Origin of the sequence: Streptomyces corynorhini (genome assembly GCF_003346515.1) — a bacterium.
In the GTDB taxonomy this organism is placed as follows: Bacteria; Actinomycetota; Actinomycetes; order Streptomycetales; family Streptomycetaceae; genus Streptomyces; species Streptomyces corynorhini.
Genome location: NZ_QQNA01000092.1, coordinates 1 through 26,466, shown reverse-complemented (window position 1 = coordinate 26,466; position 26,466 = coordinate 1). Strand labels below are relative to the sequence as shown.

Annotated in this window: 18 protein-coding genes; 8 read left to right on the top strand and 10 right to left on the bottom strand. The window is 69.0% G+C overall.

The features are described from left to right. Positions 1-58 precede the first annotated feature (58 nt). From DVH02_RS13135 to eccD, 4 genes are all read right to left on the bottom strand, one after another. On the bottom strand, positions 59-1,435 hold the full coding sequence (locus DVH02_RS13135; RefSeq protein ID WP_114623977.1) for a M16 family metallopeptidase: 1,377 nt from the start codon (positions 1,433-1,435) through the stop codon (positions 59-61). Beyond that, complete coding sequence (locus DVH02_RS13130; protein WP_114623976.1) at positions 1,432-3,663, bottom strand: polyribonucleotide nucleotidyltransferase; 2,232 nt, start codon at positions 3,661-3,663, stop codon at positions 1,432-1,434. Before DVH02_RS13130 ends, DVH02_RS13135 begins: the two co-directional genes overlap by 4 nt. A gap of 388 nt (positions 3,664-4,051) precedes the next feature. Beyond that, positions 4,052-4,342: a 30S ribosomal protein S15 gene (gene rpsO, locus DVH02_RS13125; RefSeq protein ID WP_114623975.1), complete on the bottom strand. Its 291-nt coding sequence runs from the start codon at positions 4,340-4,342 to the stop codon at positions 4,052-4,054. Between the two features lie 220 nt (positions 4,343-4,562). Next, the gene (eccD, locus tag DVH02_RS13120) at positions 4,563-6,065 is read right to left on the bottom strand and encodes a type VII secretion integral membrane protein EccD (protein WP_114623974.1); all 1,503 of its coding nucleotides are present in this window, start codon (positions 6,063-6,065) and stop codon (positions 4,563-4,565) included. Between the two features lie 458 nt (positions 6,066-6,523). Between eccD and eccCa the strand changes: the two genes are divergently transcribed. The 4 genes from eccCa (at position 6,524) to DVH02_RS13100 (ending at position 13,767) form a co-directional block, all read left to right on the top strand. After that, entirely contained in the window at positions 6,524-10,498 is a 3,975-nt protein-coding gene (gene eccCa / locus DVH02_RS13115) for a type VII secretion protein EccCa (protein ID WP_114623973.1), read from the top strand. A 196-nt stretch (positions 10,499-10,694) separates the two neighbouring features. Then, on the top strand, positions 10,695-11,144 hold the full coding sequence (locus DVH02_RS13110; RefSeq protein ID WP_114623972.1) for a hypothetical protein: 450 nt from the start codon (positions 10,695-10,697) through the stop codon (positions 11,142-11,144). Further along, positions 11,144-13,228: a hypothetical protein gene (locus DVH02_RS13105; protein WP_114623971.1), complete on the top strand. Its 2,085-nt coding sequence runs from the start codon at positions 11,144-11,146 to the stop codon at positions 13,226-13,228. The genes DVH02_RS13110 and DVH02_RS13105 overlap by 1 nt, the downstream gene beginning before the upstream one ends. Positions 13,229-13,353: 125 nt before the next feature. Beyond that, positions 13,354-13,767: a hypothetical protein gene (locus tag DVH02_RS13100; RefSeq protein ID WP_114623970.1), complete on the top strand. Its 414-nt coding sequence runs from the start codon at positions 13,354-13,356 to the stop codon at positions 13,765-13,767. 699 nt (positions 13,768-14,466) lie between these two features. On the opposite strand, the gene DVH02_RS13095 is transcribed toward DVH02_RS13100, so the two are convergent. The 6 genes from DVH02_RS13095 to eccB all read right to left on the bottom strand — a co-directional run bounded on the left by DVH02_RS13095 (position 14,467) and on the right by eccB (position 21,849). Further along, positions 14,467-14,775, bottom strand: coding sequence for a WXG100 family type VII secretion target (locus DVH02_RS13095; protein ID WP_325051358.1), 309 nt, complete (start codon positions 14,773-14,775; stop codon positions 14,467-14,469). Between the two features lie 133 nt (positions 14,776-14,908). Next, on the bottom strand, positions 14,909-15,268 hold the full coding sequence (locus tag DVH02_RS13090) for a WXG100 family type VII secretion target (RefSeq protein WP_114623968.1): 360 nt from the start codon (positions 15,266-15,268) through the stop codon (positions 14,909-14,911). Positions 15,269-15,398: 130 nt separating this feature from the next. Continuing rightward, the gene (locus DVH02_RS13085) at positions 15,399-16,670 is read right to left on the bottom strand and encodes a S8 family serine peptidase (RefSeq protein WP_114623967.1); all 1,272 of its coding nucleotides are present in this window, start codon (positions 16,668-16,670) and stop codon (positions 15,399-15,401) included. A gap of 1,656 nt (positions 16,671-18,326) precedes the next feature. Next, positions 18,327-18,782 carry a hypothetical protein gene (locus tag DVH02_RS13080; RefSeq protein WP_233518203.1) on the bottom strand — a complete coding sequence of 152 codons (456 nt, stop codon included), beginning with the start codon at positions 18,780-18,782 and terminating at the stop codon, positions 18,327-18,329. 237 nt (positions 18,783-19,019) lie between these two features. After that, the gene (mycP, locus tag DVH02_RS13075) at positions 19,020-20,297 is read right to left on the bottom strand and encodes a type VII secretion-associated serine protease mycosin (protein WP_114623966.1); all 1,278 of its coding nucleotides are present in this window, start codon (positions 20,295-20,297) and stop codon (positions 19,020-19,022) included. A gap of 13 nt (positions 20,298-20,310) precedes the next feature. After that, a complete protein-coding gene (eccB, locus tag DVH02_RS13070) occupies positions 20,311-21,849 on the bottom strand; it encodes a type VII secretion protein EccB (RefSeq protein WP_114623965.1) in 1,539 nt (512 codons plus the stop codon). A gap of 182 nt (positions 21,850-22,031) precedes the next feature. Here eccB and eccE point away from each other — a divergent pair, with 182 nt between their 5' ends. The 4 genes from eccE to DVH02_RS34780 form a co-directional block, all read left to right on the top strand. Beyond that, a complete protein-coding gene (eccE, locus tag DVH02_RS13065) occupies positions 22,032-23,375 on the top strand; it encodes a type VII secretion protein EccE (RefSeq protein ID WP_199566262.1) in 1,344 nt (447 codons plus the stop codon). Further along, a complete protein-coding gene (locus DVH02_RS13060; protein ID WP_114623964.1) occupies positions 23,372-24,082 on the top strand; it encodes a hypothetical protein in 711 nt (236 codons plus the stop codon). Before eccE ends, DVH02_RS13060 begins: the two co-directional genes overlap by 4 nt. A gap of 270 nt (positions 24,083-24,352) precedes the next feature. Continuing rightward, positions 24,353-24,586, top strand: a complete 234-nt coding sequence (locus DVH02_RS13055) for a DUF397 domain-containing protein (RefSeq protein WP_114623963.1) — start codon at positions 24,353-24,355, stop codon at positions 24,584-24,586. Positions 24,587-25,063: 477 nt separating this feature from the next. Next, the coding region (locus tag DVH02_RS34780) for an SCO5717 family growth-regulating ATPase (RefSeq protein ID WP_267899056.1) at positions 25,064-26,466 on the top strand (1,403 nt) is incomplete at its 3' end.

Below are 26,466 nucleotides of genomic sequence, written 5' to 3'. Positions count from 1 at the left end.
GCTTCCTTCGGGCTTCTGTGGTGCGGTCCGGTTTCCCCGGCCCGGTGTCCGCGAGCGGTCAGGAGACCGCCGCTTCGAGGCGGTCGGCCTGCTTGTCCTTGAGGGGGCCGATGACGGACAGGGACGGGCGCTGTCCCAGTACATCGCGGGCGACCGCGCGTACGTCGTCCGGGGTGACCGCGGCTATCCGTTCCAGCATCTCGTCCACGGACAGCTGGGCGCCCCAGCACAGCTCGCTCTTGCCGATGCGGTTCATCAGCGCGCCGGTGTCCTCCAGGCCGAGGACCGTGGAGCCGGAGAGCTGGCCGATGGCGCGGTCGATCTCCTCGTCGGCGATGCCGTCGGCGGCGGCCCGGTCCAGTTCGTCGCGGCAGATCCGCAGGACGTCGTGGACCTGGTTGGGGCGGCAGCCGGCGTAGACGCCGAAGAGCCCGCAGTCGGCGAAGCCCGAGGTGTACGAGTACACGCTGTAGGCCAGGCCGCGCTTCTCCCGTACCTCCTGGAAGAGCCGGGAACTCATACCGCCGCCGAGCGCGGTGTTCAGCACGCCGAGGGCCCAGCGCCGCTCGTCGGTGCGGGCGAGGCCGGGCATGCCGAGGACGACATGGGCCTGCTCGGTCTTCCGGTTGAGCAGCTCGACGCGGCCCGCCGCGCGGATGGCGCGGCTGCCCTCGCGGGGTGCGACGGGGACGGCGTCCGTGCGGGAGAGGGCGCCGGCCCGGTCGAACGCCTTGCGGACCCGGCGGACCACCGCGGCGTGGTCGATGTTGCCCGCGGCGGCCACGATGAGGCGCGTCGGGTCGTAGTGCTTCCGGTAGAAGCGGGCGATCCGGTCGCGGTCGAGGTCGTTGACGGTCTCGACGGTGCCGAGGACGGGCCGCCCCAGGGGGCTGTCGCCGAACATGGTCTGCGCGAACAGATCGTGTACGCAGTCGCCCGGGTCGTCCTCGGTCATGGCGATCTCTTCGAGGATGACCCCGCGCTCGGCGTCGACGTCGGCCGCCTCGATGAGCGAGCCGGTGAGCATGTCGCAGACGACGTCTATGGCGAGCGGCAGATCGTTGTCGAGCACACGGGCGTAGTAGCAGGTGTACTCCTTCGCCGTGAAGGCGTTCATCTCGCCGCCGACCGCGTCGATGGCGGAGGAGATGTCGAGGGCGCTGCGCTGCCGCGTGCCCTTGAAGAGGAGGTGTTCGAGGTAGTGGGTGGCGCCGTTGAGGGCCGGGGTCTCGTCGCGCGAGCCGACCTGCACCCAGATGCCGAAGGTCGCTGAGCGTACCGACGGGAGGGATTCGGTGACGACGCGCAGGCCGCCGGGGAGGGTCGTGCGGCGGACCGTGCCGATCCCGTTCTCCCCCTTGAGCAGGGTTTGGGTACGGGCGACGGCCCGCGCCTCCGAGGAGGTGCGGGCCGTCGTCCTGGGGCTGGAGGTCACTTGGAAGCGTCGTCCTTCGCGTCCTCGGCCTCGGCCTCGGCGCCCTCTTCACCCTCGATCACGGGGATGAGGGAGAGCTTGCCGCGCTGGTCGATCTCGGCGATCTCGACCTGGACCTTCTGGCCCACGCCGAGCACGTCCTCGACGTTCTCCACGCGCTTGCCACCGGCGAGCTTGCGGATCTGCGAGATGTGCAGCAGTCCGTCCTTGCCCGGGAGCAGCGACACGAACGCGCCGAAGGTGGTGGTCTTGACGACCGTACCCAGGTAGCGCTCGCCGACCTCCGGCATGGTCGGGTTGGCGATGGCGTTGATCGTGGCGCGGGCGGCCTCGGCGGCCGGTCCGTCGGCGGCACCGATGTAGATGGTGCCGTCGTCCTCGATCGTGATGTCGGCGCCGGTGTCCTCCTGGATCTGGTTGATCATCTTGCCCTTGGGGCCGATGACCTCTCCGATCTTGTCCACGGGGATCTTGACGGTGATGATCCGCGGGGCGTTCGGGGACATCTCGTCCGGGACGTCGATGGCCTCGTTCATCACGTCGAGGATGTGGAGGCGGGCGTCGCGGGCCTGCTTCAGCGCGGCGGCCAGGACCGAGGCGGGGATGCCGTCGAGCTTGGTGTCGAGCTGGAGCGCGGTGACGAACGTCTTCGTACCGGCGACCTTGAAGTCCATGTCGCCGTAGGCGTCCTCCGCACCGAGGATGTCGGTGAGGGCGACGTAGTGGGTCTTGCCGTCGATCTCCTGGGAGATCAGGCCCATGGCGATACCGGCGACGGGGGCCTTGAGCGGCACACCGGCGTTCAGCAGGGACATGGTGGAGGCGCAGACCGAGCCCATGGACGTCGAGCCGTTGGAGCCCAGCGCCTCGGAGACCTGGCGGATCGCGTAGGGGAACTCCTCGCGCGTCGGCAGGACCGGCATGATGGCGCGCTCGGCGAGCGCGCCATGGCCGATCTCGCGGCGCTTCGGCGAACCGACGCGGCCGGTCTCGCCGACCGAGTAGGGCGGGAAGTTGTAGTTGTGCATGTAGCGCTTGCGGGTCACCGGGGAGAGGGTGTCCAGCTGCTGCTCCATGCGGAGCATGTTGAGGGTGGTGACGCCCAGGATCTGGGTCTCGCCACGCTCGAACAGCGCGGAGCCGTGCACGCGCGGGATGGCCTCGACCTCGGCGGCGAGCGTACGGATGTCCGTGACGCCGCGGCCGTCGATGCGGACCTTGTCCTTGATGACGCGCTCGCGCACCAGGGCCTTGGTCAGCGCGCGGTAGGCGCCGGAGATCTCCTTCTCGCGGCCTTCGAACTGCGGGAGCAGCTTCTCGGCGGCCAGCTCCTTGACGCGGTCCAGCTCGGCCTCGCGGTCCTGCTTGCCCGCGATGGTCAGCGCCTGGGCCAGCTCGCCGCGGACGGCGGCGGTCAGCGCCTCCAGCACGTCGTCCTGGTAGTCGAGGAAGACGGGGAACTCGCCGGTCGGCTTGGCGGCCTTGGCGGCGAGGTCGGCCTGGGCCTTGCAGAGGGCCTTGATGAAGGGCTTCGCGGCTTCCAGACCGGCGGCGACGACCTCCTCGGTGGGGGCCTCGGCGCCGTCGGCGACCAGCTGGATGGTCTTGGTGGTGGCCTCGGCCTCGACCATCATGATCGCGACGTCGCCGTCCTCCAGGACACGGCCCGCGACGACCATGTCGAAGACGGCGTCCTCAAGCTCGGTGTGCGTCGGGAAGGCGACCCACTGGCCCTTGATGAGGGCGACGCGGGTGCCGCCGATGGGGCCGGAGAAGGGCAGGCCGGCCAGCTGCGTGGAGCAGGAGGCGGCGTTGATCGCGACCACGTCGTACAGGTGGTCGGGGTTGAGCGCCATGATCGTCTCGACGATCTGGATCTCGTTGCGCAGGCCCTTCTTGAAGGAGGGGCGCAGCGGGCGGTCGATGAGGCGACAGGTCAGGATCGCGTCCTCGGAGGGACGGCCCTCGCGGCGGAAGAAGGATCCGGGGATCTTTCCGGCCGCGTACTGGCGCTCCTCGACGTCGACCGTGAGGGGGAAGAAGTCGAGCTGGTCCTTGGGCTTCTTGGAGGCGGTGGTGGCCGACAGCACCATGGTGTCGTCGTCCAGGTAGGCCACGGCGGAACCGGCGGCCTGCTTGGCCAGCCGGCCCGTCTCGAAGCGGATGGTGCGGGTGCCGAAGGTTCCGTTGTCGATAACGGCCTCGGCGTAGTGGGTCTCGTTCTCCACTAGTGTTCTCTCCTCGTCTTCGTCCGGTGCCCGTGTGGCAGGGGACGTGGCGGAGAAGCGCTCCTTCGTGCGGGCCGGTCTTCGATCGAAGCACCCGGGGTGGCGGCATGGGCCGCGTGTTCCGGGCGCCACTACCGAGGACCGGCGGCGGTGGAGATCGCTCCTCCTCTTCGGTGGTGCGGTACTTCAGTGGTGCGGTACTTCAGTGGTGCGGGTACGCGTGCTCTTCTGTTGTGCTCGTGCACCAGGTTACTGAGCCTGGCCGCGGGATGGCGGTCACGCCGTCCCGGGCGGGGCGCCGGGCGCACTCTTCATGGCGTACGCGTGTTCCGTGCGTACGCGAAAGGAGCGGCCCCCTGGAAGTGGGAACCGCTCCCTTCACGGTGTCTTACTTGGCACCGCCGGCCGCACCGCGGCGGATGCCCAGGCGGTCGACCAGCGCGCGGAAGCGCTGGATGTCCTTCTTGGCCAGGTACTGGAGCAGGCGGCGGCGCTGACCGACCAGGATCAGCAGACCACGACGGGAGTGGTGGTCGTGCTTGTGGGTCTTGAGGTGCTCGGTCAGGTCCGAGATCCGGCGCGACAGCATGGCGACCTGGACCTCGGGGGAGCCGGTGTCGCCCTCCTTGGTGCCGAACTCGGTCATGATCGTCTTCTTCGTAGCGGCGTCGAGCGGCACGCGTACTCCTCGTGGGTCTTCGTGGCCTTCGAGTGCCCCAGGTCGAATACTCTGGGGAGCTTCCGTGACTCGGGAGGCGGGAGATCCGTCGCGCGCGGTCCGGGGATCCTGTGCAGGGTCCGGCGATACGCGCACAAACGGCCGTCGCCCAGAGTACCAGCCCGTTCGGGCCCTCTCGCCGCGCCCCCGCAGCGCGACGGGCGGGGGCGCGGCCGGGGCCTCAGGAGGTGAGCGCGCGGATCGCGTGGTAGACGTCGAAGACCGCGAGGCACAGCGGTACGAGCGTCAGCAGCACGAAGGCTTCCGCGATCTCCAGGAAACGGCCCCAGAAGGGGGTCACGCCCTTGCGCGGCACGATCAGCGCGATGGCGGTGATCAGCGCGGCCACGGCGGTGACCGCGGTGGTCAGCCAGATCGTACGGATGTCGAGCGCGGCGCCGTCGCCCCCGAGCGCGCCCCGCATCAGCGCCACGGGCGGATTGAGGCAGAGCCCGAGGACGAGCAGGACGAGCGCGCCGAGGCCCGCCGCCAGGGCGCAGCCGACCTGGGCCGTGTAGCGGAAGAGGTACGCGCGCATCAGCATCGCGACGCCGGTCGCGAGGGCGAGCAGCTGCCCCCAGACGCCGTCGGAGAAGCCGAGGACCGCGGCGGCGCCCACCGCGACCAGCGCGCAGCCGCCGACCAGGCCGACCAGCAGTTCGTGGCCGCGCCGGGCGCGGGCGGCGATGCGCGCGGCGTCGATCGGCTCCTGTGGCGCGGGCTCGTCGGCCCCGTACGCGGTGACGGCCGAGCGCGGCGGCTCGAAGCCGATGGGCAGCCGGGCGAAGCGGGTGGACAGGCCGGGCAGGAAGGCGAGCGCGCCGACGGCGAGCGGGGCGCAGAGCGCGGCGGTCTCGGTGGGCGCCATGCCGGTGACGATGGCGACGAAGGTGACCAGCGCGCCCACGGCGGCCGCGAAGACGAAGGCGACGAAGGGGCCGTCGCCGCCGGGCGCGGCGATGGTCAGGATCACCGAGGCGACCAGGACGGCGACGCAGGCCAGCAGGAACTGGAGCCGGCCGATGCCCTCCCCCGCCGTCGGCGGGAGCAGCCCGGCGCCGGCGACCGCGACATTGGCCAGCGAGCCGATGCCCAGGGCGATGGCCGAGGCCCTGTCGTCGTACACCCGGGCCCGTACGCCCGCCAGCGCGAGCAGCAGGACGCCGACGACGGCGGCGAGGATGCCGGGCAGGCCGTGCATGTCGTGCCGGGGGTCGGCGGTCCACAGGACGAAGGCGACCAGCGACAGCAGGACCGATCCGCCGAAGAGTCCGGCGCCGCGCGTCAGGCTCTCGGTCCACAGCGTGCGGTCGCGGGCCACGGCGGAGGCGACGGCGTCGGAGACGTCGTCGAAGACCGCGGGGGGCAGCGACTCGGCGAAGGGCCGCAGCGCGAACAGCTCGCCGTCGAGGATGCGCTGCGCGGCCAGGGACCGCGCGCCGTCGAGCACGGTGCCGTCGCGGCGTACCAGGTGGTAGCCGACCGGGGCGCCCTCGGCGGGGCTCTGTCCCGACAGCCGGAGGATCTCCGGGTAGAGGTCGGCGACGGGGATGTCCTCGGGCAACGCCACGTCGACGCGACTGTCCGGCGCGACGACCGTGACCCGGCAGAACCCGGTTCCGCCGCGGAGCGGGGCGGCCGGGCCCGTGTGCCGGGCTTCGGTGACCGCCGCTGGGGCCTCCATACTCACCTGCTGTTTCCCCTCGTGGTTCCTGCGATGTTCTTGCGGTTCTCGTCGTCCCGTCCGTCGTCATGACACGCGCGGCCGGGACGGGTGGACGATGGGGGCGTGCGGTGTGCCGTACGCGTACGTCCCGTGTCCCGTACGTACGCCCGGCGGGTGCCACCGCGCGGCCCGTGCCGCCGGTGCCGCCCGACGGTGCCGGACAGTGCCTGACGGCGTGTTGTCGAGGTGTCCGTCGGCCGTACGCGGGCCGATTTCCCGCCGCTCGCCGTCCGGGTCTGTCCGCTTCCCGAATGTCCCTCCGTTTTGCGGTAGTTCATCGGCGAGCAAACACGTGGCGCCACCCTACTGCCACGCCCTTTGCCCCCGCGCACGTAGGATCCCTCCCCGCGGATGGAACCCGTCGCCACGGGGGCGCCGATAGGAACATTTCCATCCGGCAAGGGATTTGGTGAGCAGTGAGTCAGATTGTCGTCAAGCGCCCACCGCGGGCTCTACCCGCCGAAGTTCCCGCCGAGCACGTGCAGTTGCAATCCCCTCCCGAACTGCCGCGCGGGCAGCAGGAGGGCGCGATGATGCAGTTGCTGCCGATGCTGGGCATGGGCGGCTCGGTCGTCTTCTTCTTCATGACGCCGAATCCGATCATGCGGATCATGGGCATGGTGATGATCGCCTCGACGGTCGCCATGGCCATCGCGATGCTGGTCCGCCACCGGCGCGGCAGCCAGGGGCAGCTGGCCGACATGCGGCGCGACTACCTCAAGTACCTGACGCAGACCCGGCGTGCCGTGCTGAAGACGGCGCATCTCCAGCGGGACGCGCAGTTCTATCTGCATCCGTCGCCCGAGCAGCTGTGGGCCCTGGTCGCCGAGGGCAGCCGGGTGTGGGAGCGGCGGGCGGCCGACGACGACTTCGGGCAGGTGCGGATCGGGCTGGGCAGTCAGCAGCTCGCGACCCCGCTCGTCGCGCCCGAGACCGCGCCCGTGGACGAGCTGGAGCCGCTCACCGCAGGGGCGATGCAGCAGTTCATCAGGGCGCACAGCACGCTCGACGGGCTGCCGATGGCCGTCTCGCTGCGGGCCTTCTACCACCTGACCGTCAGTGGTGAGCCGCACAGCGTGCGCTCCACGGCCCGCGCGATGGTCGGTTCGCTGGTCTCGACGCACTCGCCGGAGGACCTGGTCGTCGCCGTGGTCGCCGGGCGCGAGGCGGCGCCGCGCTGGGAGTGGGCGAAGTGGCTGCCGCACGCCCAGGGTCGGGGCGACGGTGACGGCGCGGGCAGCCGACGGCTGATCACCACGGACGTGCTGGAGCTGGAGGAGCTGCTGGCGGAGCGGCTGGAGGGCCGGCCGCGTTTCCAGGGCGCCGGGCATCCGCTGCTGGACCAGCCGCACATCGTGGTGGTGCTCGACAGCCAGTCCGTCCCCCCGATGTCCGTGTTCGCCTCCGCCGAGGGGCTGCAGGGCGTGACGGTCATCGAGGTCGTGCCCGGCGAGGCGCAGGGGGCGCGCGGCGGCCTGTCCGTGGTCGTACACCCCGATGCGCTGCGGCTGGAGTCCGGGCACGGCCTGGTGTACGACGGGGTGCCGGACCAGCTCAGCGAGGAGGCCGCCGAGGCGCTCGCCCGGCAGCTCGCCCCGCTGCGGGTCGCCTCGGGCGGTGACGACGACGAACCGCTGCTCGCCAATCTGGACTTCACCGACCTGCTGAATCTGGGCGACGCGGCATCCGTGGACGTCACCCGTACCTGGCGGCCCCGTTCGCAGGCCGAGCGGCTGCGGGTGCCCATCGGTGTCGGCGAGGACGGCGCGCCGGTGATGCTGGATCTGAAGGAGGCGGCGCAGGAGGGGATGGGGCCGCACGGTCTGTGCGTGGGGGCGACCGGTTCCGGAAAGTCGGAGCTGCTGCGCACGCTGGTGCTGGGGCTCGCGGTCACCCACTCCTCCGAGACCCTCAATTTCGTGCTCGCGGACTTCAAGGGCGGTGCGACCTTCGCGGGGATGTCCCAGATGCCGCACGTCGCGGCCGTGATCACCAACCTGGCCGACGATCTGACGCTGGTGGACCGCATGGGCGACTCCATCCGCGGTGAGCTGAACCGCCGCCAGGAGATGCTGCGCGACGCGGGCAACTACGCCAACATCCACGACTATGAGAAGGCGCGCGCGGCGGGCGCCCCGCTGCAGCCGGTCCCCTCGCTCGTGCTGGTCATCGACGAGTTCAGCGAACTGCTGACCGCGATGCCGGACTTCATCGAGATGTTCGTGCAGATCGGACGCATCGGGAGGTCGCTCGGCGTGCATCTGCTGCTGGCCTCGCAGCGGCTGGAGGAGGGCCGGCTGCGCGGTCTGGAGACGTATCTGTCGTACCGGGTCGGTCTGCGGACGTTCTCGGCGGCCGAGTCCCGCGCGGCCATCGGGGTCCCCGACGCGTACCAGCTGCCCAACGTCCCGGGTTCCGGGTATCTGAAGTTCGGTACGGACGAGATGGTCCGGTTCAAGGCGGCGTACGTCTCCGGCGTGTACCGGACCGGGACGCGGCAGGGCGCCGCTCCGGGCGGATCGCTGCCGGTGGACCGCAGGCCCGTCCCGTTCACGGCCGCCCCGGTGCCCGTGCGCTACGTCGAGCGGGCCGCCGGTTCCCGCGTACCGGAGGGGCGCCCGGCGGAGGACGACGCGCTGGCCGACTCCGTGCTCGACGTGATCGTGCGCCGGCTCGAAGGGCGTGGCGCCGAGGCCCACCAGGTGTGGCTGCCCCCGCTGGACAATCCGCCGGCCATGGACGAGCTGCTGCCCGGGTTGGCGGCGGTGCCCGGCCGCGGGCTGACCCAGCCGGGCTTCGAGGGCGCGGGGCGTCTGGTCGTGCCGCTGGGGGTCGTCGACAAGCCCTTCGAGCAGCGCCGCGACACGCTCTACCGGGACTTCTCCGGAGCGGCGGGCCATATGCAGATCGTCGGCGGCCCGCAGTCCGGCAAGTCCACGCTGCTGCGGACGATCGTGTCGGCGTTCGCGCTGACGCACACCCCGCAGGAGGTGCAGTTCTACGGCCTCGACTTCGGTGGCGGCGGGCTCTCCTCGATCGCCGGGCTGCCGCACGTCGGCGGGGTGGCCTCACGGCTGGACCCCGAGCGGGTACGGCGTACGGTCGCCGAGGTCTACGGCGTGCTGGCTCGGCGCGAGGAGTACTTCCGTACCGCGGGCATCGACTCCATCGCCACCTACCGCAGGCTGCGGGCGCGCGGTGACATCTCGGTGACCGAGCAGCCGTGGGGTGATGTGTTCCTGCTCGTCGACGGCTGGGGGAACTTCCGTACGGACTACGAGGGTCTGGAACAGGCCGTCACGGACATGGCGTCCCGCGGGCTGGGTTACGGCATCCATGTGATCCTCACCGCCTCGCGCTCGATGGAGGTCCGCGCGAACCTCAAGGACCAGCTGATGAACCGGCTGGAGCTGCGGCTCGGCGACACCATGGACTCGGAGCTGGACCGCAGGGTCGCCGTCAACGTCCCGGCGGGCGTGCCGGGCCGCGGTCTCACCCCGGAGAAGCTGCACTTCATGGCGGCGGTGCCGAGGATCGACAGCATCAACTCCGACAGCGACCTGTCGGAGGCGACGGCCGCGATGACCCAGGAGGTCTCCCGGCACTGGACCGCGCCCGGAGCCCCCGCCGTACGCCTGCTGCCGCGCGAGCTGCCGGCCGGCGACCTGCCGCCGGGCTCCGCGTATCCGCAGCGCGGGGTCGCCTTCGGTATCGACGAGAACAACCTGGAGCCGGTCTTCGTCAACTTCGAGCAGGACCCGTTCCTGCTGGTCTTCGGCGAGAGCGAGTCCGGCAAGTCCAATCTGCTGCGGCTGCTCATCAAGCAGCTCACCGAACGGTACGAGGGCGACGTCTGCAAGCTCTTCGTGATCGACAACCGGCGCGCGCTGCTGGACGCCACTCCGGCCTCGCACCTGGCCGAGTACATCCCCATGTCCAACAACATGGAGCACCACATGGACGCCCTGGCGGACCTGATGCGACGCCGCGCGCCGTCGGAGACCGTCACGGCACAGGAGCTGCGCGACCGCAGCTGGTGGCACGGCCCGACGGTGTACGTCGTCATCGACGACTACGACCTGGTCTCCACCTCCAGCGGCAACCCGCTGGCCGGCCTCACGGAGCTGCTCCCCTTCGCCCGTGACGTCGGCGTCCGCTTCATCATCGCCCGCAGCACGGCAGGCGCGGGCCGTTCCGCGTACGAGTCCTTCATGCAGCGCCTGCAGGAACTGGGCGCGCAGGCCCTCATCCTGTCGGGCGACCCCAATGAGGGAGCCATCTTCGGCAACGCCCGCCCCCGGCCCATGCCCACGGGCCGAGGCGTCTTCGTCTCGCGGCGGCGGGGCAATCCGCTGGTGCAGACGGGGCTCCTGCCGACCGAGCACCACTGATTCGGATATCGGCGCATGCCGTAGAACTCGTAGGGGTTGTGGAGTGGGTGCGGTGGCATCGCCGCCGCACACACCCCACCGCTGTTCAGGGCCTGTTGCGTTGTTCGGACCACGCCCGCACATGGCCGAACGCATTGTTAAATTGACCGTCAGCGCAGTCATCCGCGACGCGCCAACGGGGGAAGGACCCATACAAATGGCATGGGACGAGTGGGAACAGCTGAAGGCCGCCGCGGCCGAAAGGCAGTCCACGCATATGAGGCTGAATCAGGCCGAAGGCTCCACGCCCGGCGGTGGCAGCGCCGACGGTGACCTCAAGGTCAACCAGGCGGATCTGGCCGCGGTGGGAAACAGCGCCTTCGAACTCTTCGAGGATCTGGGGCGCTACGGCCGTGACGCCTGGTCGAGCAGCCAGAGCGCTGCCAAGGATCTCACGACGCAGGGATTCAGGCTGGGTGGCGGGCTGCACCATGTGCAGGAGCAGTGGGAAAAGCAGCTCCAGTCGCTGCTGGACGCCTGCGGGCACATTGCCAACCACATGAACTTCACTCAGAAGACTCATCGGAGCGACGATCGGGCCGTCGTCGCCACCGTCAGCAGCATCGCTCTGCTCGACGAGGGATTCAGCGAGAGGACGCAGCCCTGATGAACATGGAGCAGCTGGTCCACGGAAACTTCGCGACGCTCGACACGACGATCGCCGACTGGTCGACGGTCATCAACAGCCTCAGGAATCTCGAAAAAGACGCCCGCGAGGACATGAAGCGCAAGTCGGACAAGGCTCGTTGGGAGGGCGTCAATGCCACAGTCTCCCGTGAGTTCATCGACAAGACGGCGGGTGAGTTCGCGGACGCCCTGACTCAGGCGACCACCATCCACGACATTCTCAAGGACACCCGCGACGAGCTCGTCGGCTTCCGGGACGAACTCAAGGAGACCATCGAGCGGGCCCGCAAGAAGAACCTCACGGTGACGAGCACGGCCGGTGGCGGTTTCACCGTCACCATGCTCATCCACCCCGACCGCGCCGCCAAGGGCACCGAGGTGGCCCAGCACTCCCAGCAGGACGTCGACTATCTCAGGGACGACGTCCAGCGCATTCTGAACCGGGCGACCGAGAGCGACACTTCGGCCGACAAGGTGCTGCGCGCCATCGTCGACCAGGCGGACAAGGGTTTCTCGGGCGCCTCGTACAGCGACCGGGAGTCCGCCGCGGAAGCGCTGGAAAAAGCAGAGGAAGTCGCGCAGATCATCAAGAAGAAGGGGGACGACATGTCCCCCGCGGAGTTCGACAAGGTCAACGCGACACTGGCCGCCTTCGCGAACGATCCGCTGTTCCAGGAGAAGTTCGCCAGCACCCTCGGCGCCCGTGGCGTTCTCGACTTCTGGGCCGACATCTCGGACCCCTCGGACGGCGGATCACTGCAGCACACGCGGTTCAACCAGTTCGGGGACCTCCAGAAGAACCTGAGCCTCACGCTCGCCGGAGCGACGCACTCCGACAGCCCGAGGATGCAGGACTGGAAGGAGGACATGCTGAAGCTGAGCGGCGAGACCATCCAGACCCGCGGAACGCAGGTCAAGGGCTTCCAGCTCATGAGCAACTTGATGAGGGTCGGTGACTACGAAGTCCGTTTCCTCAATGACTACGGAAATTCGCTGATCGCCACCGAGAAGAAGATGAAGCTTCCCGGAAACTTCTGGACGGGTGCGACGGGCGGGCCCCTGATGCCGAAGATGAACTTCATGGACGGCAGCGACAGCGACTTCGGCCGCGACCCGATGACCGGCTTCATGACGGCTCTGAGCAACAGCCCTGACGCGGCAACGGAGTTCTTCAACACCAAGGACCCGCAGGACAACGCGCAATGGGTGCTCAAGGACCGGCGATCCTTCGACGACGGCCCGCCGAACAGCGGTCCGAACGCGGCCCTGGACGCGACGGGCAAGGCGATGTTCGCGGCGACATCGGGAATCAGCGACCCCGAGGATCCGAACGCGAAGTTCGTCCAGCACACCGATGAGCACCTGGAAGCCCTCAAGCGCTCGGTGAATCTTCTCGCGGAGACGGGGAACGACTTCCCGCCCGAGATGCGCAAGAGCATGGCCTGGGCCCTCGGCAACCACGGCGATACCGTGCACAAGGCGATGAGTTCACCGCTCGACTCGCATGAATTCGAGAGCGGCAGCCTGCTCGAGGTGAGCAAGCAGATTTCGAGGAACCAGGAGTCGTATGGGCTCCTCAATGAACAGATGAACTACGCCATCAACGCCGAAATAAACACCGAAAAGGAAAATCCGGAGGACAGTCTGCGAAACGCAGGCAGCACCATCGGTTTCCTGGAGGAGGCCAGAAAGCTCACAATAAACGACGGCGAGGACAGTGACATTCGAGACATCTCATGGAAGCAGAGGTGGCTCTATCACAGCGTCGGTGGAGTCATCACCCCGTTCACGGACATGGGGCAGCGAGGGATAGACGCGATCACTGCGGCATGGGCGCAGGAACAAAGCGACCAGGTTTCCGACAAAGCGACAAGCTCTCGTCAGGAAAATTACGAGGCGAGAAACGATCAGCTCAAGGCCGTCGCAGATAGATGGTACGCAGAGAACTCCGAATGGGCCGACAATCACGAGGGATTCTCGAAGGATCAGGGGATATACAGGGAGATCAGAAACGCCGCAGACCACGGAAACGACAAGGCTGACGGAGCCGGAGGCGTCCGCTAATGAAAATCATCACATCATCGATTCCCCTCGCTCTCGTTTCGTGCGCACTTTTGGCTACCGCTACGGCGTGCTCATCCGGAGGAGGTAGAGAATATTCCGTTCCGAGCAGCATCTGCAACATTCCGGTGAACCAGAAGGCTACGACCGCACTGCTTCCCGACGGAAAGAAACTGGAGGAGCGCGGCGGCTCCCTCGAAGATTCCCCCAGCTTCTGCAAGCTGCTCGTGGACAAGAGCCTCACGGTATTCATCACCACGTACCAGGCGGATGAATATTACGATCCGATGGATCCGAAAGAGGCGCACAGGTTCAGCAACCGCGCAAAGATGAAGGACATTCCGGCGGAATGGGAGGGGGCGATTGGAGACAACTACTCCACGATCACCACCAAATGCACTGGCCCATCCGCGAAGTACGTCGTCACAGAGATATCGGCCAAGGCAGGGGACGACGACACATCACAACGGCGCAAAGACATTCAAGATTTCGCCACAGAGTTCACCAGCGGAGTGAAGAAGAAGATCGGCTGTACGCAATGACCGCATCCGACCGCTTCGCCGTATGCGGATATTGCCGGTGAGTCGTCACAGACGCCGGCCTGCCGAAGAGCCGCACGAGCTGCAGGGCGAGCGCTGCTTCGGACGGGCAGTCGGCGGCGGTTCCGCCGCGCTGCTCATCCTGCTGGAGGCCGGATGCTCCACGTCCCAGGACTACGCGGTTCCGGACTCTCTATGCGGAAGAGGAATCTCCGCTGGCCTGGTGAGCCCATTGCCGCTGCCCGGGGAAGAAATGACCGTCACGCCGCGACTGGACGCCGGGGAGATCGATTCGTGCCATGTGGTCGGTGGACGGCTCGCTCGCCCTGTACATCAAGAATGCTCGGTCCGGCGGTCCGATCGACGCGATGGAGTTCGCGAAGCAGCCTCATCGGCGTCTGAAGAACCCGGAACGGATGAAGACGGGGGCTGACGGAGACTCGCCGACAACGGCGCGTACCTCGTGGATCCCTGCGTCTTCGAAGGAAAAAGATCAACTACGTCCTTGAGGGCAGCCTCGAAGACGGGCAGGAAGGGACGGCGAAGGGCCTGCGCCCGGAGATCGAAAAGTGCGCGGCGTCGCAGCTTCCCATCGGGAAGAAATCCAGGAAGTGCGCGTGATCATGCGCTGAGGGAACTCGCTACGGGGTGGACACCTCCCGCGCGTGTCCACCCCGTATCAAGCGTCCGTACCCGCATGACCTACATGAAGTTGGCAGCGGCCTTCTTGTCGCCGGAGCGGTAGGAGGTACCCGCGTTGTCCACCGCTGTGGCGATGTCCCTGAGATTCTTCTGAATCTCGCTCGCGTCCTTGTTCCACTGCTGCTGGCCCGCGTTGTACGCCTCCCTGGCCTCGCCCTCCCACAGCTCGGAGATCGATTCAATCTTGGCCTTGATGGCATCCAGGCTGTTCTGAAGCTTGCCGGCCTGTGTCCTGATCGAGTTGGCCGCTTGGTCGAGTGACGAGTACTTGACGATCATCGTGCCGTCGTCGGACATGGTTGCCTCCACTGATCTTCAGGTGAGTGTGCGCATGCGTGTGCGTGCGTGTGCCGTGCTGTGTGCGTGTGCTGTGTGCGTGCCTGCGTGTCCAGGTGCGCGGCGCGTGTACGGATCGGTCGCGGCATACGGCCGACCCCGGCGATCAGTAACCGTTGAGGTTCGACGTCTTGCGTTCCGCGTTCGCGTCACCGGAGTAACCGTCGACCACGTCGATTCCGCGGAGGGCGGCCTCGACTTCCTTCTCCGTGTTGCCGCTGATCGTGCGAGCCGCCTCGATGGCTTCCTGGTACTTGAGCAACTGCTTGCCGATGCTCACCATCCGCTCGTTGATGGCGGTCTGCTTCCGGTTGAACTCACCGGCACCGATGCCCTTCCAGGCACCTTCCAGACTGTCGATGGTCCCCTGAAGCGCCCTCAGCTGCCCCTTGACGCTTTCGAAGTTCTCCGTCAGTTCGTTCTGCAGCTTGCCAAGGCTGACTCCATTGACCTTCTGCACTGCCATAAGGTGCGCTTCCTCTCTTGAAACCGGTGAGCGGGTGTCTCACCGGGCTGTTCGCGGGACCCGACGGCGCGTGGCTGCCGAGGAGCCCCAAGTGCGTGGGGATGGGCGGGACGAGTGGAACCCCGTTCGCTCAGGCGCTGCGCCGTCTGCGCACGACGGCGAACGCGCCTCCCGCCAGGACCGCCACGACGGCCACCGTGCCGACGAACAGGACCGTCTTGTTGCCACCGGCGTCGTCGGCAGCGCCGGCGGCGACCGCCTTGTCCCCGTCGGCGGACTTGTCGTCCGGGGCGGGCGCCTTGGAGGACGCGGAGGAGGCGGGAGAAGGCGTGGCCGAGCCCGGGATGCCGGGGGTCTTCTCGTTGGTCAGCGGGTTGATGTCGGGGTCGCCCGGGTCGCCCTTGCCGTGCAGGATGTTGACGCCTGGACGGATGAGGCCGTTGCCGAGGTAGCTACTGCGCTCGCTCTCCTTCCAGGTGCGACTCGCCGTGTCGAACAGGACACGGAGGACCTGGTTCGCGGTCCAGTCGCGATGAGCGGACCAGAGGAGAGCGGCGGAGGCGGAAGCGATGGCGGTTGCGGAACTCGTCCCGCCGTCACCACCGCAGTAACTCTGGAACTTATTGTCACACCAAGCCGGAATATCACTTCCCGGCGAAGCGATGTCCACACTGCCACCATGTTGCGAATAATCGGATACGTTGCCTTTATTGTCCGCCGAGGCAACCCCGATCACGTTCGGATAGGATGCCGGAAACTGCCTTTTGTTGCCATTATCCGCATTGTTTCCGGCTGCAGCGAAGAAGAGTTTCCCCTTGGATTCCGCATACTTCGCAGCCTCTCGCTCCTCCGGAGAGGAGTAATCGCTTCCGAAAGACATACTAATGATCTGCGCATCACTGTCTGCTGCGGCACGGATAGCGTCTTCGGCGTCCCCACCCTTGACCGGATTCTCATTCTGAAACTCGGTATCCGAGATTCGCATCGGGATGATTTTTACGCCAGGGGCGAGTCCCTGCAGACCACCCCCCTTTCCAGTACCTGCAATCAGCTCGGCCATTGTTGTTCCATGACCGGCGTAGTCGTCCGTCTCTTTACCGATCCTTGTGGCATCCAGCCCTTTCAGGATCTGCCCTTTCAAGGAAGGCGTGTTCGGGTTGACGCCGGTATCGATGACAGCAACCTTGATGCCTTCGCCCGTAGTGACTTTCCACATATCTTCAGCGCGCATTGCATCCAGGTACCACTGCTTTGATTGCACATCGTCCACAGCTACGGCCGGTGGAGCCATTCCCGTGATCACCACGCTCCATGCGCCGACCACAGCCAACGTCGAGATAATCCCTCGACGCACACCACGTCGCCTTCTGCGCTTCACGGCCCGCTCCGTTTCTGCCGCCATCCTGGCTTCCCGCACCTTCGCTGTCTGCTTATTCGACGACTGGCGGCACGACACCATGCCGTCGCCCGGTCCACGTCTCTTCGTCTTCGATCAGGTAATCGGGGCGCGTAGATTCTGTCGGCTCCTGCTCTTCCTTTTTGGCGCTACCCCGACCCGGCCCGCGAACAAGACCTGTGCCACCCTGCGTGAAAGCGCCTCCACGAGACCGTGATCCTGCGGCACCTCCACGAGGGGTACCGACCACACCATTCGGGCTGGCTGAGGTCCGCCCGCCGGCCCGAACCGAATTCTTCGCAGGATTTTTGCCGACGACCCCCGGCTGACCGGCTCTGCCCCCAACCGCTCGGCCCGAAGAAGCTCCTTCTCCGCCGACGACAGTTCCCCGAGGAACGCGAGGGCCGGGAGAACCTCCGGTAGCCCGCGGGCTGCCTCCCACGACGCCCTCCGTGCGTCCTCCACGGGGCCCCAACAAACCTCCCGCACCCGGACGGCCAGCAGCGGAACTACCAGCGGCTGCAGCACTGCCCCCCGGTCCCCCGGGCCGTCCCACCGCGTTCGCCACACCAGGGGAACCCGTAGTCCCCGGGACGCCACCTTGGAAAAGACTCATCCCGTTACCGGCATAGGGCGGTGTGGCTCCCGGTCCCCCTCCAGCGCTCGTCGGCCCACCGACAGGCCCAATGGACACAGGGGCGGACCCCTCACGCGGGGGAGCGGGCGCCGCAACGCTGTTGATCTCCACCAACGCGCCACCGTCCGGGAGGGCTCCAGAATCGCTCCCGCGAACGCGTCCCGTTACTCCGTCTGCAGCAATGCCGATCGCACTGCGGTCAGACACAGAGGTCGAGTTGAGGGCTTCGGCATGAGGCACCGCAGCGCCTACACCTCCGGTCCGGTCCGACACGCTCTGCGGAGCGGCACCACCTGGCAGGTACCCACCTGAAGGAGCGGTCTCCTGCTCGCCGCCCTCCCTGTATCTCGTGTACGGCTGGGGAACCTTGCCCGGTGCCTTCGCCTCGAACACCGGCGGCTCCTGTGCCGCGAGTCTCTCCTCCGAGACCGCGTAGAACGACGCCAGCCGGTACATCTGGTTAATGGCTTCCTGACGGTCCTTCTCGACCTTCAGCGCCGCGCTGTATTCCGCGTTCCCCTCGACGCGGCCAGGGAGCGGGATGTCATCCGCCTTCTTCTTGACCAGTCGACCGTCACGCGCCGGCATCGCGCTGCGGACCGAGGCCAGCCCCGTGCCCGCGACCGTGATCTGGGTTCCCGCGACATCGGCGAAGTCGGCGAGGCTCACCGCGTGCTTGGCGAGCTTCGTTCCGAAGGTCCTGAACTCGGTGCCCGATTCGCCCTGCCACTCCACCTCGTCGATATAGCCCTTGAGTTCTCGCGCGGCTTCCTTCAGAGCGTCTCGCGCCTTCCAGAGCGCACTGCCCGCATTCTCCAGGTCCGTGTGATTCGCGCTGTCGACCAGGTCGATCATCGAGTTCAGCTCGTGGCCCTCGAAGCTCGTCGTCCCGAACGGCCCCGCTCCCCCGCCACTCGATGCGCCGGGAACCATCGACGCCGAGATCAGCGCGATCTCGGTCTGACTCATCTGAATCTGGACACGAGCCTCGTCATCGCTCATCTCAGGCTTCTCCCCGCCACTCATCAACGCACCCCCGGGTCGAACGTTCCACCGGCCGTATCGCTCGTGCCACGGCGCTCCGACTCCTCGTGCTCCTGATCGATGCGCGTCCGGATCTCCGCGTACCGCCGCCGCACGTCTTCCTCGACGTTGTCGAAGCCGACCGCCGCCGCGTGTACGCCGATGTTCAGGACTTCGATCTGGTCACCGAGCGTCCTGGACAGGGACACCAGTGATTCGTGGACGCGGTTGTACTGCGCGTAGAGGCCGTCCGCCTCCACGAAAGGGGCGTTACGGCCGCTGAGAGAGGAGCGGGAAATGGTCTGGGCCGCTACCTCCGACTTGCCGGCGGCGCCGCCCTCCAGGTCGCTCAGCAGTACGTCCACATGTGATCGGAACTTCTTCAGCGCCGTGATCTGGAGCTGCAAGTCACCGTTGCCGGCGCCGCCGCCCCCATTGCCCGATCCCGGATCCGCCATCCCCGTACCTCCCCGTTTACCGCCTATGCATCGCGACCGTGACGACACGCACATCACTGGTCACATACATGTCACTCTATCCACTGGTACTGACAGTCCCAAAAGTCTTATCGGTCACGGGACTTTGGGGCATAACGATCTGTGGGAGGCTGTGCGGTTGCCGTCTTTGCCAGGCATATCCGCGCCATTCCTCCCCCGTTCCCTCCCCGGATCTCCCCGGGTTTCGGCACACGCCCCTCAGCCGCTCGCCCGTCCCGCCGCCAGTCGCCGCGTGCGGCGGCGGGCGTCACGCAGGGCCGTCGCGGCGCCCGCTATGGCCGCTACCAGGACTGCGCCGCCGACGACGGCGTAGGTGGCGAGGCGGGCGGTGCGTTCCTCGGGGGATTCGCCGAGGTGGACCTTGGCCGGGGTGGGAGCCTCGGCTTCGGTCAGGCCCTCGTGGGCCGCCGGTTCTTCGATGGGCTTGTCGTCCTCGGTGAGGGCGCGTACCGGGTCGATGACGCCCCATCCGACGAGGCGGTCGTGGCCCGCGACCGAGCGTTCCGCCGTCTGCTGCAGCTGGGCGACGACCTGCTTCCCCGTCCAGTCGGGGTGCTTGGCCCTGATGAGAGCGGCGACACCCGCGACGTAGGGCGCGGCGAAGCTGGTGCCGTTGTCCGCGCAGTGGCCCCCCAGCGGGACCGTGGAGACCATGTCGACGCCGGGCGCGGCGATGCCGACGAACTCACCGGACTGGGAGAAGACCGCGCGTTCGTTGTTCCGGTCGGAGGCCGCTACGGCGAGTACGCCGTCGAAGGAGGCCGGGTAGGTCTTCTTGACGTTGCCGTCCAGACCGTCGTTGCCCGCCGAGGCGACGATCACGATCTGCCGGTCCAGGGCCCTGTCCACCGCCTGCTCCAGTGCGGGGACGGGTGCGACGGCGTCCGCGGTGTCCTGCGAGATGTTGATGACATCGGCTTCGGCGTCCACCGCGTAGTTGATCGCCTCGATGAGTTTCTCGACGGTGCCGTTGCCCTGCGCGTCGTTCTGCTGGATGGGAATGATCATCGCGTCCGGGGCGAGGCCGACGAAGCCGGTGCCCTTCGCGGGGCGGGCGGCGATGATGCCGGCGACCTTGGTGCCGTGCCCCACGGTGTCCGAGGTGCCGTTCTCCTTGCCGCGCTCCAGCTTGTCGCCGTTCTCGTCCTTGAGGCCCTTGGGCAGGAAGTTGCGCCCGCTCTTGGTGTCGACCGCCTTGGTGAGTTGCGGGTTCTTGACGTCGACACCGGTGTCGATGACCGCGACCCGTACGCCCTTTCCGGTGGACTGGGTGCGCAGTTCGTCCAGCAGGACGCGCTGGAGCGACCAGGGGCGGCCCTCGTACTTCTCCGAGGGGTACGTGCACTGCGTGGCGTCGGCCGCCGCCTCGGGCACCGGCAGCCCGAGGACGGTCACGGCGGTGGCAGCGGTGGTGGCCGCCGCCGAGGTCAGCAGGCGCGGGAAGCGAGGGGGGCGCCTGCGGTACGTGAGTGTCATACGGCGGCGCCCCTCACGAACCCTGCGGCTGGCGGGCCGAGCCCGTGGACAGCCGCGGGCCCGTCGGCAGGAACGCGGACCAGGCGGCCGGGATGGGCGCCGGGGCGACATCCTTGTAGCCGAGCCGGTTCTGGGCCTGCTGGTCCTCCCGGCGCTGCGCCTCCTTCTCCTTGGCCGTGCCGGGGGCGCCGATGCCGGAGTCGTCCGTCGCCGTGTCGCCGTTCGCCTGCATCGCGTAGCGCAGTCCGGTGTCGGTGACCAGGAAGACGAATCCCGAGCCGGTCGTGGAGCCCTTGAACTGGCGGAACAGCTGCCCTGATCCGGGGGTGACGTACGCGCTGCTCGATCCGGTGGGCAGGGTGGCCGGGAAGTCGGTGCCCGCCCAGGTGCTGAGGGTGGTGGCGCCGCTGTCCCTGTCCACCTTTCGCAGGACGTTGCAGACGGTGTTGCGGCTGCCCGCGGCGGCGCTCGCCGAGTTGACGTGCCGGGGAGCGTGCACCGGCCAGTCGTTCTCACCGCCGAAGGCCCGGCCGGGCCGGATGGCGCTGGGGTTCACGGACTTGGCCTCGCCGTTCTGGCCGAGTTCGCTCACGTCCAGTTCCTTGCTGCTGAGCAGCAGCTTCGCGGTGAAGTCCGACACGGGGGCCACGCGGCCGGGCAGAACGACGTAGATCTGCTTCTTGGTTCCGTCGACGGCGGCGAGGATCATCCCGACCTTGTTCAGCTCGGGTGCCAGCTCGCCGGGGGCGCCGGCCTCCGCGCCGGGGACTCCGTCGATCTTCGGGAAGCCGATGGGGTCGCCCTTGTGCAGCGTCTCCAGCCAGGCGGCGGAGACGCGCTGGGGCTTTCGGCCCTGACCGACGAGCTGGCGCAGCAGCAGCTCGTCCTTCCCCACCTCGTACGCCTTCCCCGCGGCGTCCACGATGTAGCGGGTGCGTTCGGGCGCCGGGCCCTCCACGTACAGCAGCTCGCCGCCGCGCAGCCGGTTGGCGCCGTCGGTCTTCGCCTGGTCCCGTTGCGCGAGGACGAACGCGGCCTTCTGTATGGTGCCGCCGCCCTCCACGGGCCGCTCGCAGACCGCCCAGCGCTTGGTGGCGCCCGCCTCCTCGGCGTCGGGCAGCCGGTCGGGCGCGTAGGGGATGCCGATGGTGGCCCCGTGCGGGATCCTGCCGTCGTCCAGGACGGACTCGCTGACGTTGACGACCTTGCTGTTGGCCCCGTCCAGCAGGAGTTTGGCCGAGGCCATGTTCAGGACGGGGTGGAGCTGGGTCTTGTCGTCCGTCTTCAGCACCACGTACCGCGTGGTGGACTTGCTGGCGATGATGACGTTCTCGCCGGGCTTGTCCCAGTCCTTGGGCGCGACCGGCTTGAACATCCCCCAGGCGCCGAAGCCCGCGAGGATCACCACACCTACGATCGCGCCGGGGAACACCGCGCGCAGCGGGCGGGGCGCTCCTTCTTCGGAGCCGGTCGCGTTCGGTTGTACGAACTGTGCGATCAGCCTTCGCTTCGCGAAGGTGTACGCGTTGAGTTCGTCCCGTCGTGATGCCATCTGTCCGCTGTTCCCTCTCCCCGTGGGCCGACAAGGTTGCCACACTCACCGAGAGGGCCCGCTGTCGTACCGGCCCCCTACTATGCATGCTGGGGTTTGCGACGCACTGCTCAGGTAGGGTGAACGCGCCGTCAACACCCATGCGAAATCGGTGATTACGGCACGAGGGGGGCAAGGCGGCGATGAGTACGGCGACGCGCGAGCGCGATGAGCGGAGCACGGCGCGGGTGCCCGGCGCTTCCCGGAAGCGACGTAGCAACGTACCGGCGGCGCGGTCCGGCGGTGTGCCCGTCGCGGCGCCCGCGAAGACCTCGCTGCGGCCCCTGTCGGCGGCCGGCCGAGTGGGCCCTTTCCAGCTGCGGCAGTTGGTGCTGGTCGAGGTGGCTCTCGCGCTGGCGTTGATCGGCGCCGCTCTCGGCGGGCTCTGGCTCGTACCGACGATGGTCGTCGCGTGTGCGCTCGTGCTGCTGGCCGTGTTGCGGCGGCGGGGCCACGCGATGCAGGACTGGCTGTCCTCGGCGCTCGCCCTGCGTGCGCGCAGGCGGGCCCTCGAACCGTCCGCCGCTGACGTGGATCCGTCGCTGGCGCCGGTGGTCGAGAGCGTCCCGTCGCTGCGCCCGTTCACCTATGTCGACCGCGACCGGCGCACGGTGGGGATGCTGGGCGACGGGAGCTTCCTGACGGCCGTGGTGCGGGTCGAGGCCAGCGGCGACGGGCTGCGCCCGGTCTCCGGGGCGCGCTCGCTGCCGCTCTCCCTGCTGGGCGCTTCGCTGCGGGTCGACGACATCGTCCTGGAGTCCGTGCAGTTGGTGCAGCAGGTGCGTTCCGCGCCCGCGCCGCACCTGCCCGAGCAGTCGGTGGCCCGGCTCTCGTACGCGCCGCTCCAGGAAGCCACGGGCGCGCCCGCGCTGCGGCTCACCTGGGTGGCCGTGAAGCTCGACCCCGAGCTGTGCCGGGAGGCGGTCGAGGCGCGCGGCGGCGGCATCGAGGGGGCCCAGCGCTCTCTGGTGCGGGTGGCGGACCATGTGGCGAGCCGGATCACCGGGGCCGGGTTCCGGGCCGTGGTCCTGGACCAGCAGGAGCTGAACTCGACCGTGGCGACCTCGGCGTGTGCCAGCCTCGCCGTCTCCACCCGGGCGAGCCGCCCCGAGGCCGCTTCGCGCGCGCGTACGGCGGAGACGACCCGGGTCTGGCGGTGCGACGACCGCTGGCACACCACGTACGCGGTGGGCCGCTGGCCGGAGTTGGGGCGCGCCGCCACACCGCTCCCCCGGCTGGTCTCGCTGCTCACCTCGGCCCCGGCGTACGCCACGACCTTCAGCGTGACGCTGCGGCCGGGTGCGCACCGGGGCTCGATGGACATCGCCGGCCACGTGCGGATAACCGGCGGCAGCGACACCGAACTGGTCCGGGTACGGCGTACGTTGGAGGGTGCCGCGCGCACGGCGAAGGTCGCGCTGATACGGCTGGACCGCGAGCAGCTGCCCGGCGTGCTGGCGACACTGCCCCTGGGAGGCACGCGATGACCGCCGGACTCGGCTCGGCGCGCGGGCTGCGCGGACCGCGCCACGCGGGACACACCATGACCGTCGACCATCTGGGTGCGCTGTCGCTGCCGGTGGGCGACGACGGAGTGGTGCTCGGTGACGACGCCGAGGGCCGTCGGCAGTTGGTCGGCTTCCACCGCTCGACCCCGTACGAGGTGCTGCTGATCGGCGGCCTGTGGTCGGCCCAGGTGCTGGCGCTGCGCGCCGCGGGTACGGGGGCGCGGGTGGCGGTGGAGACCGGGCGGCCACAGGCGTGGACGATGCTGGCGCAGGCCGCCGGAGCGGGGCTGGAGTGCATCACCCTGCACGAGGTGGGGCGCGTTCCCCCGATGGGTGCCACGGTCGGCAGCCCGGTGGTGGTGATCCGGGACTGCGGGATGCGTCCGCCGCGTGGCCGTGTGGTGTCCGCGCCCTGGCAGTCCGTGCTGACCCTGCTGCCGTATCTGAGTCCGGTGGCGCCTCGGCTGATGCGGGACTCCACGCTGGTGGGTGTGCAGCGGATATCGCCGCAGGAGGCGGAGCAGACCAGCCGCATCCTGGGGCTGGAGCGGGCCGAGAGCGATGCCCTGCCCACGCTGGCGGACGGTGTCACCCTCTGGTGCGCGGGACGTGAGCGGCTCTGGGTGATGACGAGCCCCACGGATGCCGAGACCGGTCTGCTGGGCGTCGCCCGCCGGATGGACTGAGGCGGGGACGCGGCGGGGTCCCGGCACGGACCGACCGGGGTCCGTATCGGGACCGGTCGGCCGGGACCGGTCGGGGCGCGGTTCCTGCCCGGGACACGGTTCCGGTCGAGGCGCGGTTGCGGGCTCCGGTATTGCTGGAGTGCTCCATTGCGGGGAATGAGCTGTCCTAGGATGCCGAAGTGGCTTTGACCGGCATCCAGCGGACATTCCCCTGAATCCGTCGCGGAGAATCCACTCTCATCTCGGCCGTTACGAAAGGAATCTTCACTCATGGGGAGCGCACAGGAGAAGGACGAGCTGTACGCCCTCGACATCTCTGGTGTCGAGTGGCACGGTGCCCCCGGCACCAGCGCGGACGAGGAGCGGGTCGAGATCGCCTATCTGCCGGACGGCGCCGTGGCCATGAGGTCCTCGCTGGACCACGACACGGTTCTGCGCTACACGGAGGCCGAGTGGCGGGCGTTCGTACTCGGCGCGCGTGACGGCGAGTTCGACTTGCAGTGACCCACAGGACGGACAGGGAAGGGGCACGCTCATGACGAGCGTGCCCCTTTCGTCTGCGTGAACATACGGTGTCCGCTCCCTCCCCGGCGGCGTCGCCCCGTGGTGTACTCCCGGCGGTGGGATGTTCCGCCGGCCCCGGCCGCCCGGTCGAGACCGGATTGTTGGATGACGTACGTTCGGCGTGCTGATGACCGAAATCCGCAGCGGAATATACGAATTCGACTCCTTCGCCCGGCATACGGCGCTGCTCACAGCCCGCTCGCGGGCGGTGACAGCACGGCCCGCGTGGCATCGCGGGCGGTCCGCCCTGACGTGGCGCCGCCGACGGCGATTAGGGTGGGTGGCGGGCGCGGGAGTACGGGACCTGCGGGCACGTCGGCCGCGCCGCAAGGGGAAGAGCCGGGCTGACCGGACGGACGGAATCGGTCGCCCCCACCCACCACGGCACAAGGGTGCTCGACCACACCAGGAGGCAAAGTGAACGGCGATCGGGACGAGATCCGGGGAGGCTGGAACAGCCCGGCCGCGGACGATCAGTCCGACGCGGAGCCCGAGATGACGGGTGAGTTCACCATCGACTACACCCCGCCCGCCTGGTACACGCAGAACGCGCCGGGGGACACCTCCGGTGGCAACGCGTCGGCCGCGCCCCTTCCCGCCAACTCGCCCCCTCCCCCGGACGGTGCGCCCGTCGCCGTGCCGGGGCTGCCCGCGGGGCCGGGCTACGATCCGAACTGGGTTCAGGGCCGCCCGGCGCAGCCGCCGCAGCCACCGGCTCCGGAGCCGCCCGCCGCACCGGCACCTCCGGTCGGTGCCCCGCCCGTGGGCGCTCCGCCGGTCGGCGCTCCGCCGGTCGGCGCCCCCGCGTCGAACGCCGCTTCGGACTCGGCTCCCGGCGCCTCGCAGCCCTTCGGTGACGGTGGCGACGATGTGGAGAGCGGCGCCACGATGCGGTTCTCCCCGGCCGCTCTGAAGCGTGAGTTCGCGGAGCGCGACGCGGAGAAGCAGCGGGCGGCGGAGGCAGCCGCCGGAGTCCCGGCCTCCTCCGCCGCCGACACCCCCGACACTCCCGACGCTCCCCGGGCTCCCGCCGCGGCCGCCGAACGCCCCGACGCGCCTGTGTCCGCGGAAGCCGCGGAGACCGCGCCGCCCGTGCCCGCCGAATCCCCCGCGGCCGTTGCCGACGCCGCCGCCGAAGACGGCGAGGCCAAGGACGCGGGCCGGAACGCGGACGCAGCCGAAGACGAAGCCGAAGCCGAAGCCGACGGTACGGACCGGGCCGAGGCCACGGACGCACCGCGGCCCGAGCCCGAGTCCGAGCCCGTAGCCGAGACCGCCACCGACAGCGCGGACTCCGACCAGCCGGACGACGCCGACCAAGCGGTCTCGGACGCGGTCCCGGCCACAGCGGCCCGGTCCGAGGACGACGGGACGGCGGCCCCTTCGCACCACGCCGACGCCGTGGCCTCCGACGCCGTGCCCGCCGAGGCGGTACCGGTCGGGGAGCCCGCGGACGCGGAACCCCAGGACGTTCCCCAGGCCGCCGCGTCGGCGCAGCCGTGGTCGCCGCAGCAGCCCGCCGCGTTCGGCGCCGGACTGCCGCCGCTGCCGCCCGCGTTCCAGCCCGCGCCGCCCGCCGCCGCGCAGCAGTGGCCCGCATCGCCGCCTCCGCAGGCGCCGCAGGTGCCTCCGCAGAGCGCCGGGCAGACCCCGTACGCATGGCCCCCGCACCCGGCCCAGAACGGTTACGGCTTCCCCCCGCCGCAGCAGGGCCAGCCCGCCGCACCGGGACCCGCCGCGCCGCAGCAGCCCGCCCCACCCGAACCGGCCGCGCCGCAGCCCGCGCAGCCCCAGCCGCGACCGGCCCCGGAGCCCAACAC

What these genes read in the sequence shown, in the direction of transcription:
- DVH02_RS13085 (WP_114623967.1), bottom strand. Translation starts at nt 16,670, where the DNA reads ATGGCGGCAGAAACGGAGCGGGCCGTGAAGCGCAGAAGGCGACGTGGT.
- mycP (WP_114623966.1), bottom strand. Translation starts at nt 20,297, where the DNA reads ATGACACTCACGTACCGCAGGCGCCCCCCTCGCTTCCCGCGCCTGCTG.
- DVH02_RS13105 (WP_114623971.1), top strand. Translation starts at nt 11,144, where the DNA reads ATGAACATGGAGCAGCTGGTCCACGGAAACTTCGCGACGCTCGACACG.
- DVH02_RS13060 (WP_114623964.1), top strand. Translation starts at nt 23,372, where the DNA reads ATGACCGCCGGACTCGGCTCGGCGCGCGGGCTGCGCGGACCGCGCCAC.
- eccD (WP_114623974.1), bottom strand. Translation starts at nt 6,065, where the DNA reads ATGGAGGCCCCAGCGGCGGTCACCGAAGCCCGGCACACGGGCCCGGCC.
- eccE (WP_199566262.1), top strand. Translation starts at nt 22,032, where the DNA reads ATGAGTACGGCGACGCGCGAGCGCGATGAGCGGAGCACGGCGCGGGTG.
- DVH02_RS13090 (WP_114623968.1), bottom strand. Translation starts at nt 15,268, where the DNA reads ATGGCAGTGCAGAAGGTCAATGGAGTCAGCCTTGGCAAGCTGCAGAAC.
- eccB (WP_114623965.1), bottom strand. Translation starts at nt 21,849, where the DNA reads ATGGCATCACGACGGGACGAACTCAACGCGTACACCTTCGCGAAGCGA.
- DVH02_RS13080 (WP_233518203.1), bottom strand. Translation starts at nt 18,782, where the DNA reads ATGGCGGATCCGGGATCGGGCAATGGGGGCGGCGGCGCCGGCAACGGT.
- DVH02_RS13110 (WP_114623972.1), top strand. Translation starts at nt 10,695, where the DNA reads ATGGCATGGGACGAGTGGGAACAGCTGAAGGCCGCCGCGGCCGAAAGG.
- DVH02_RS13055 (WP_114623963.1), top strand. Translation starts at nt 24,353, where the DNA reads ATGGGGAGCGCACAGGAGAAGGACGAGCTGTACGCCCTCGACATCTCT.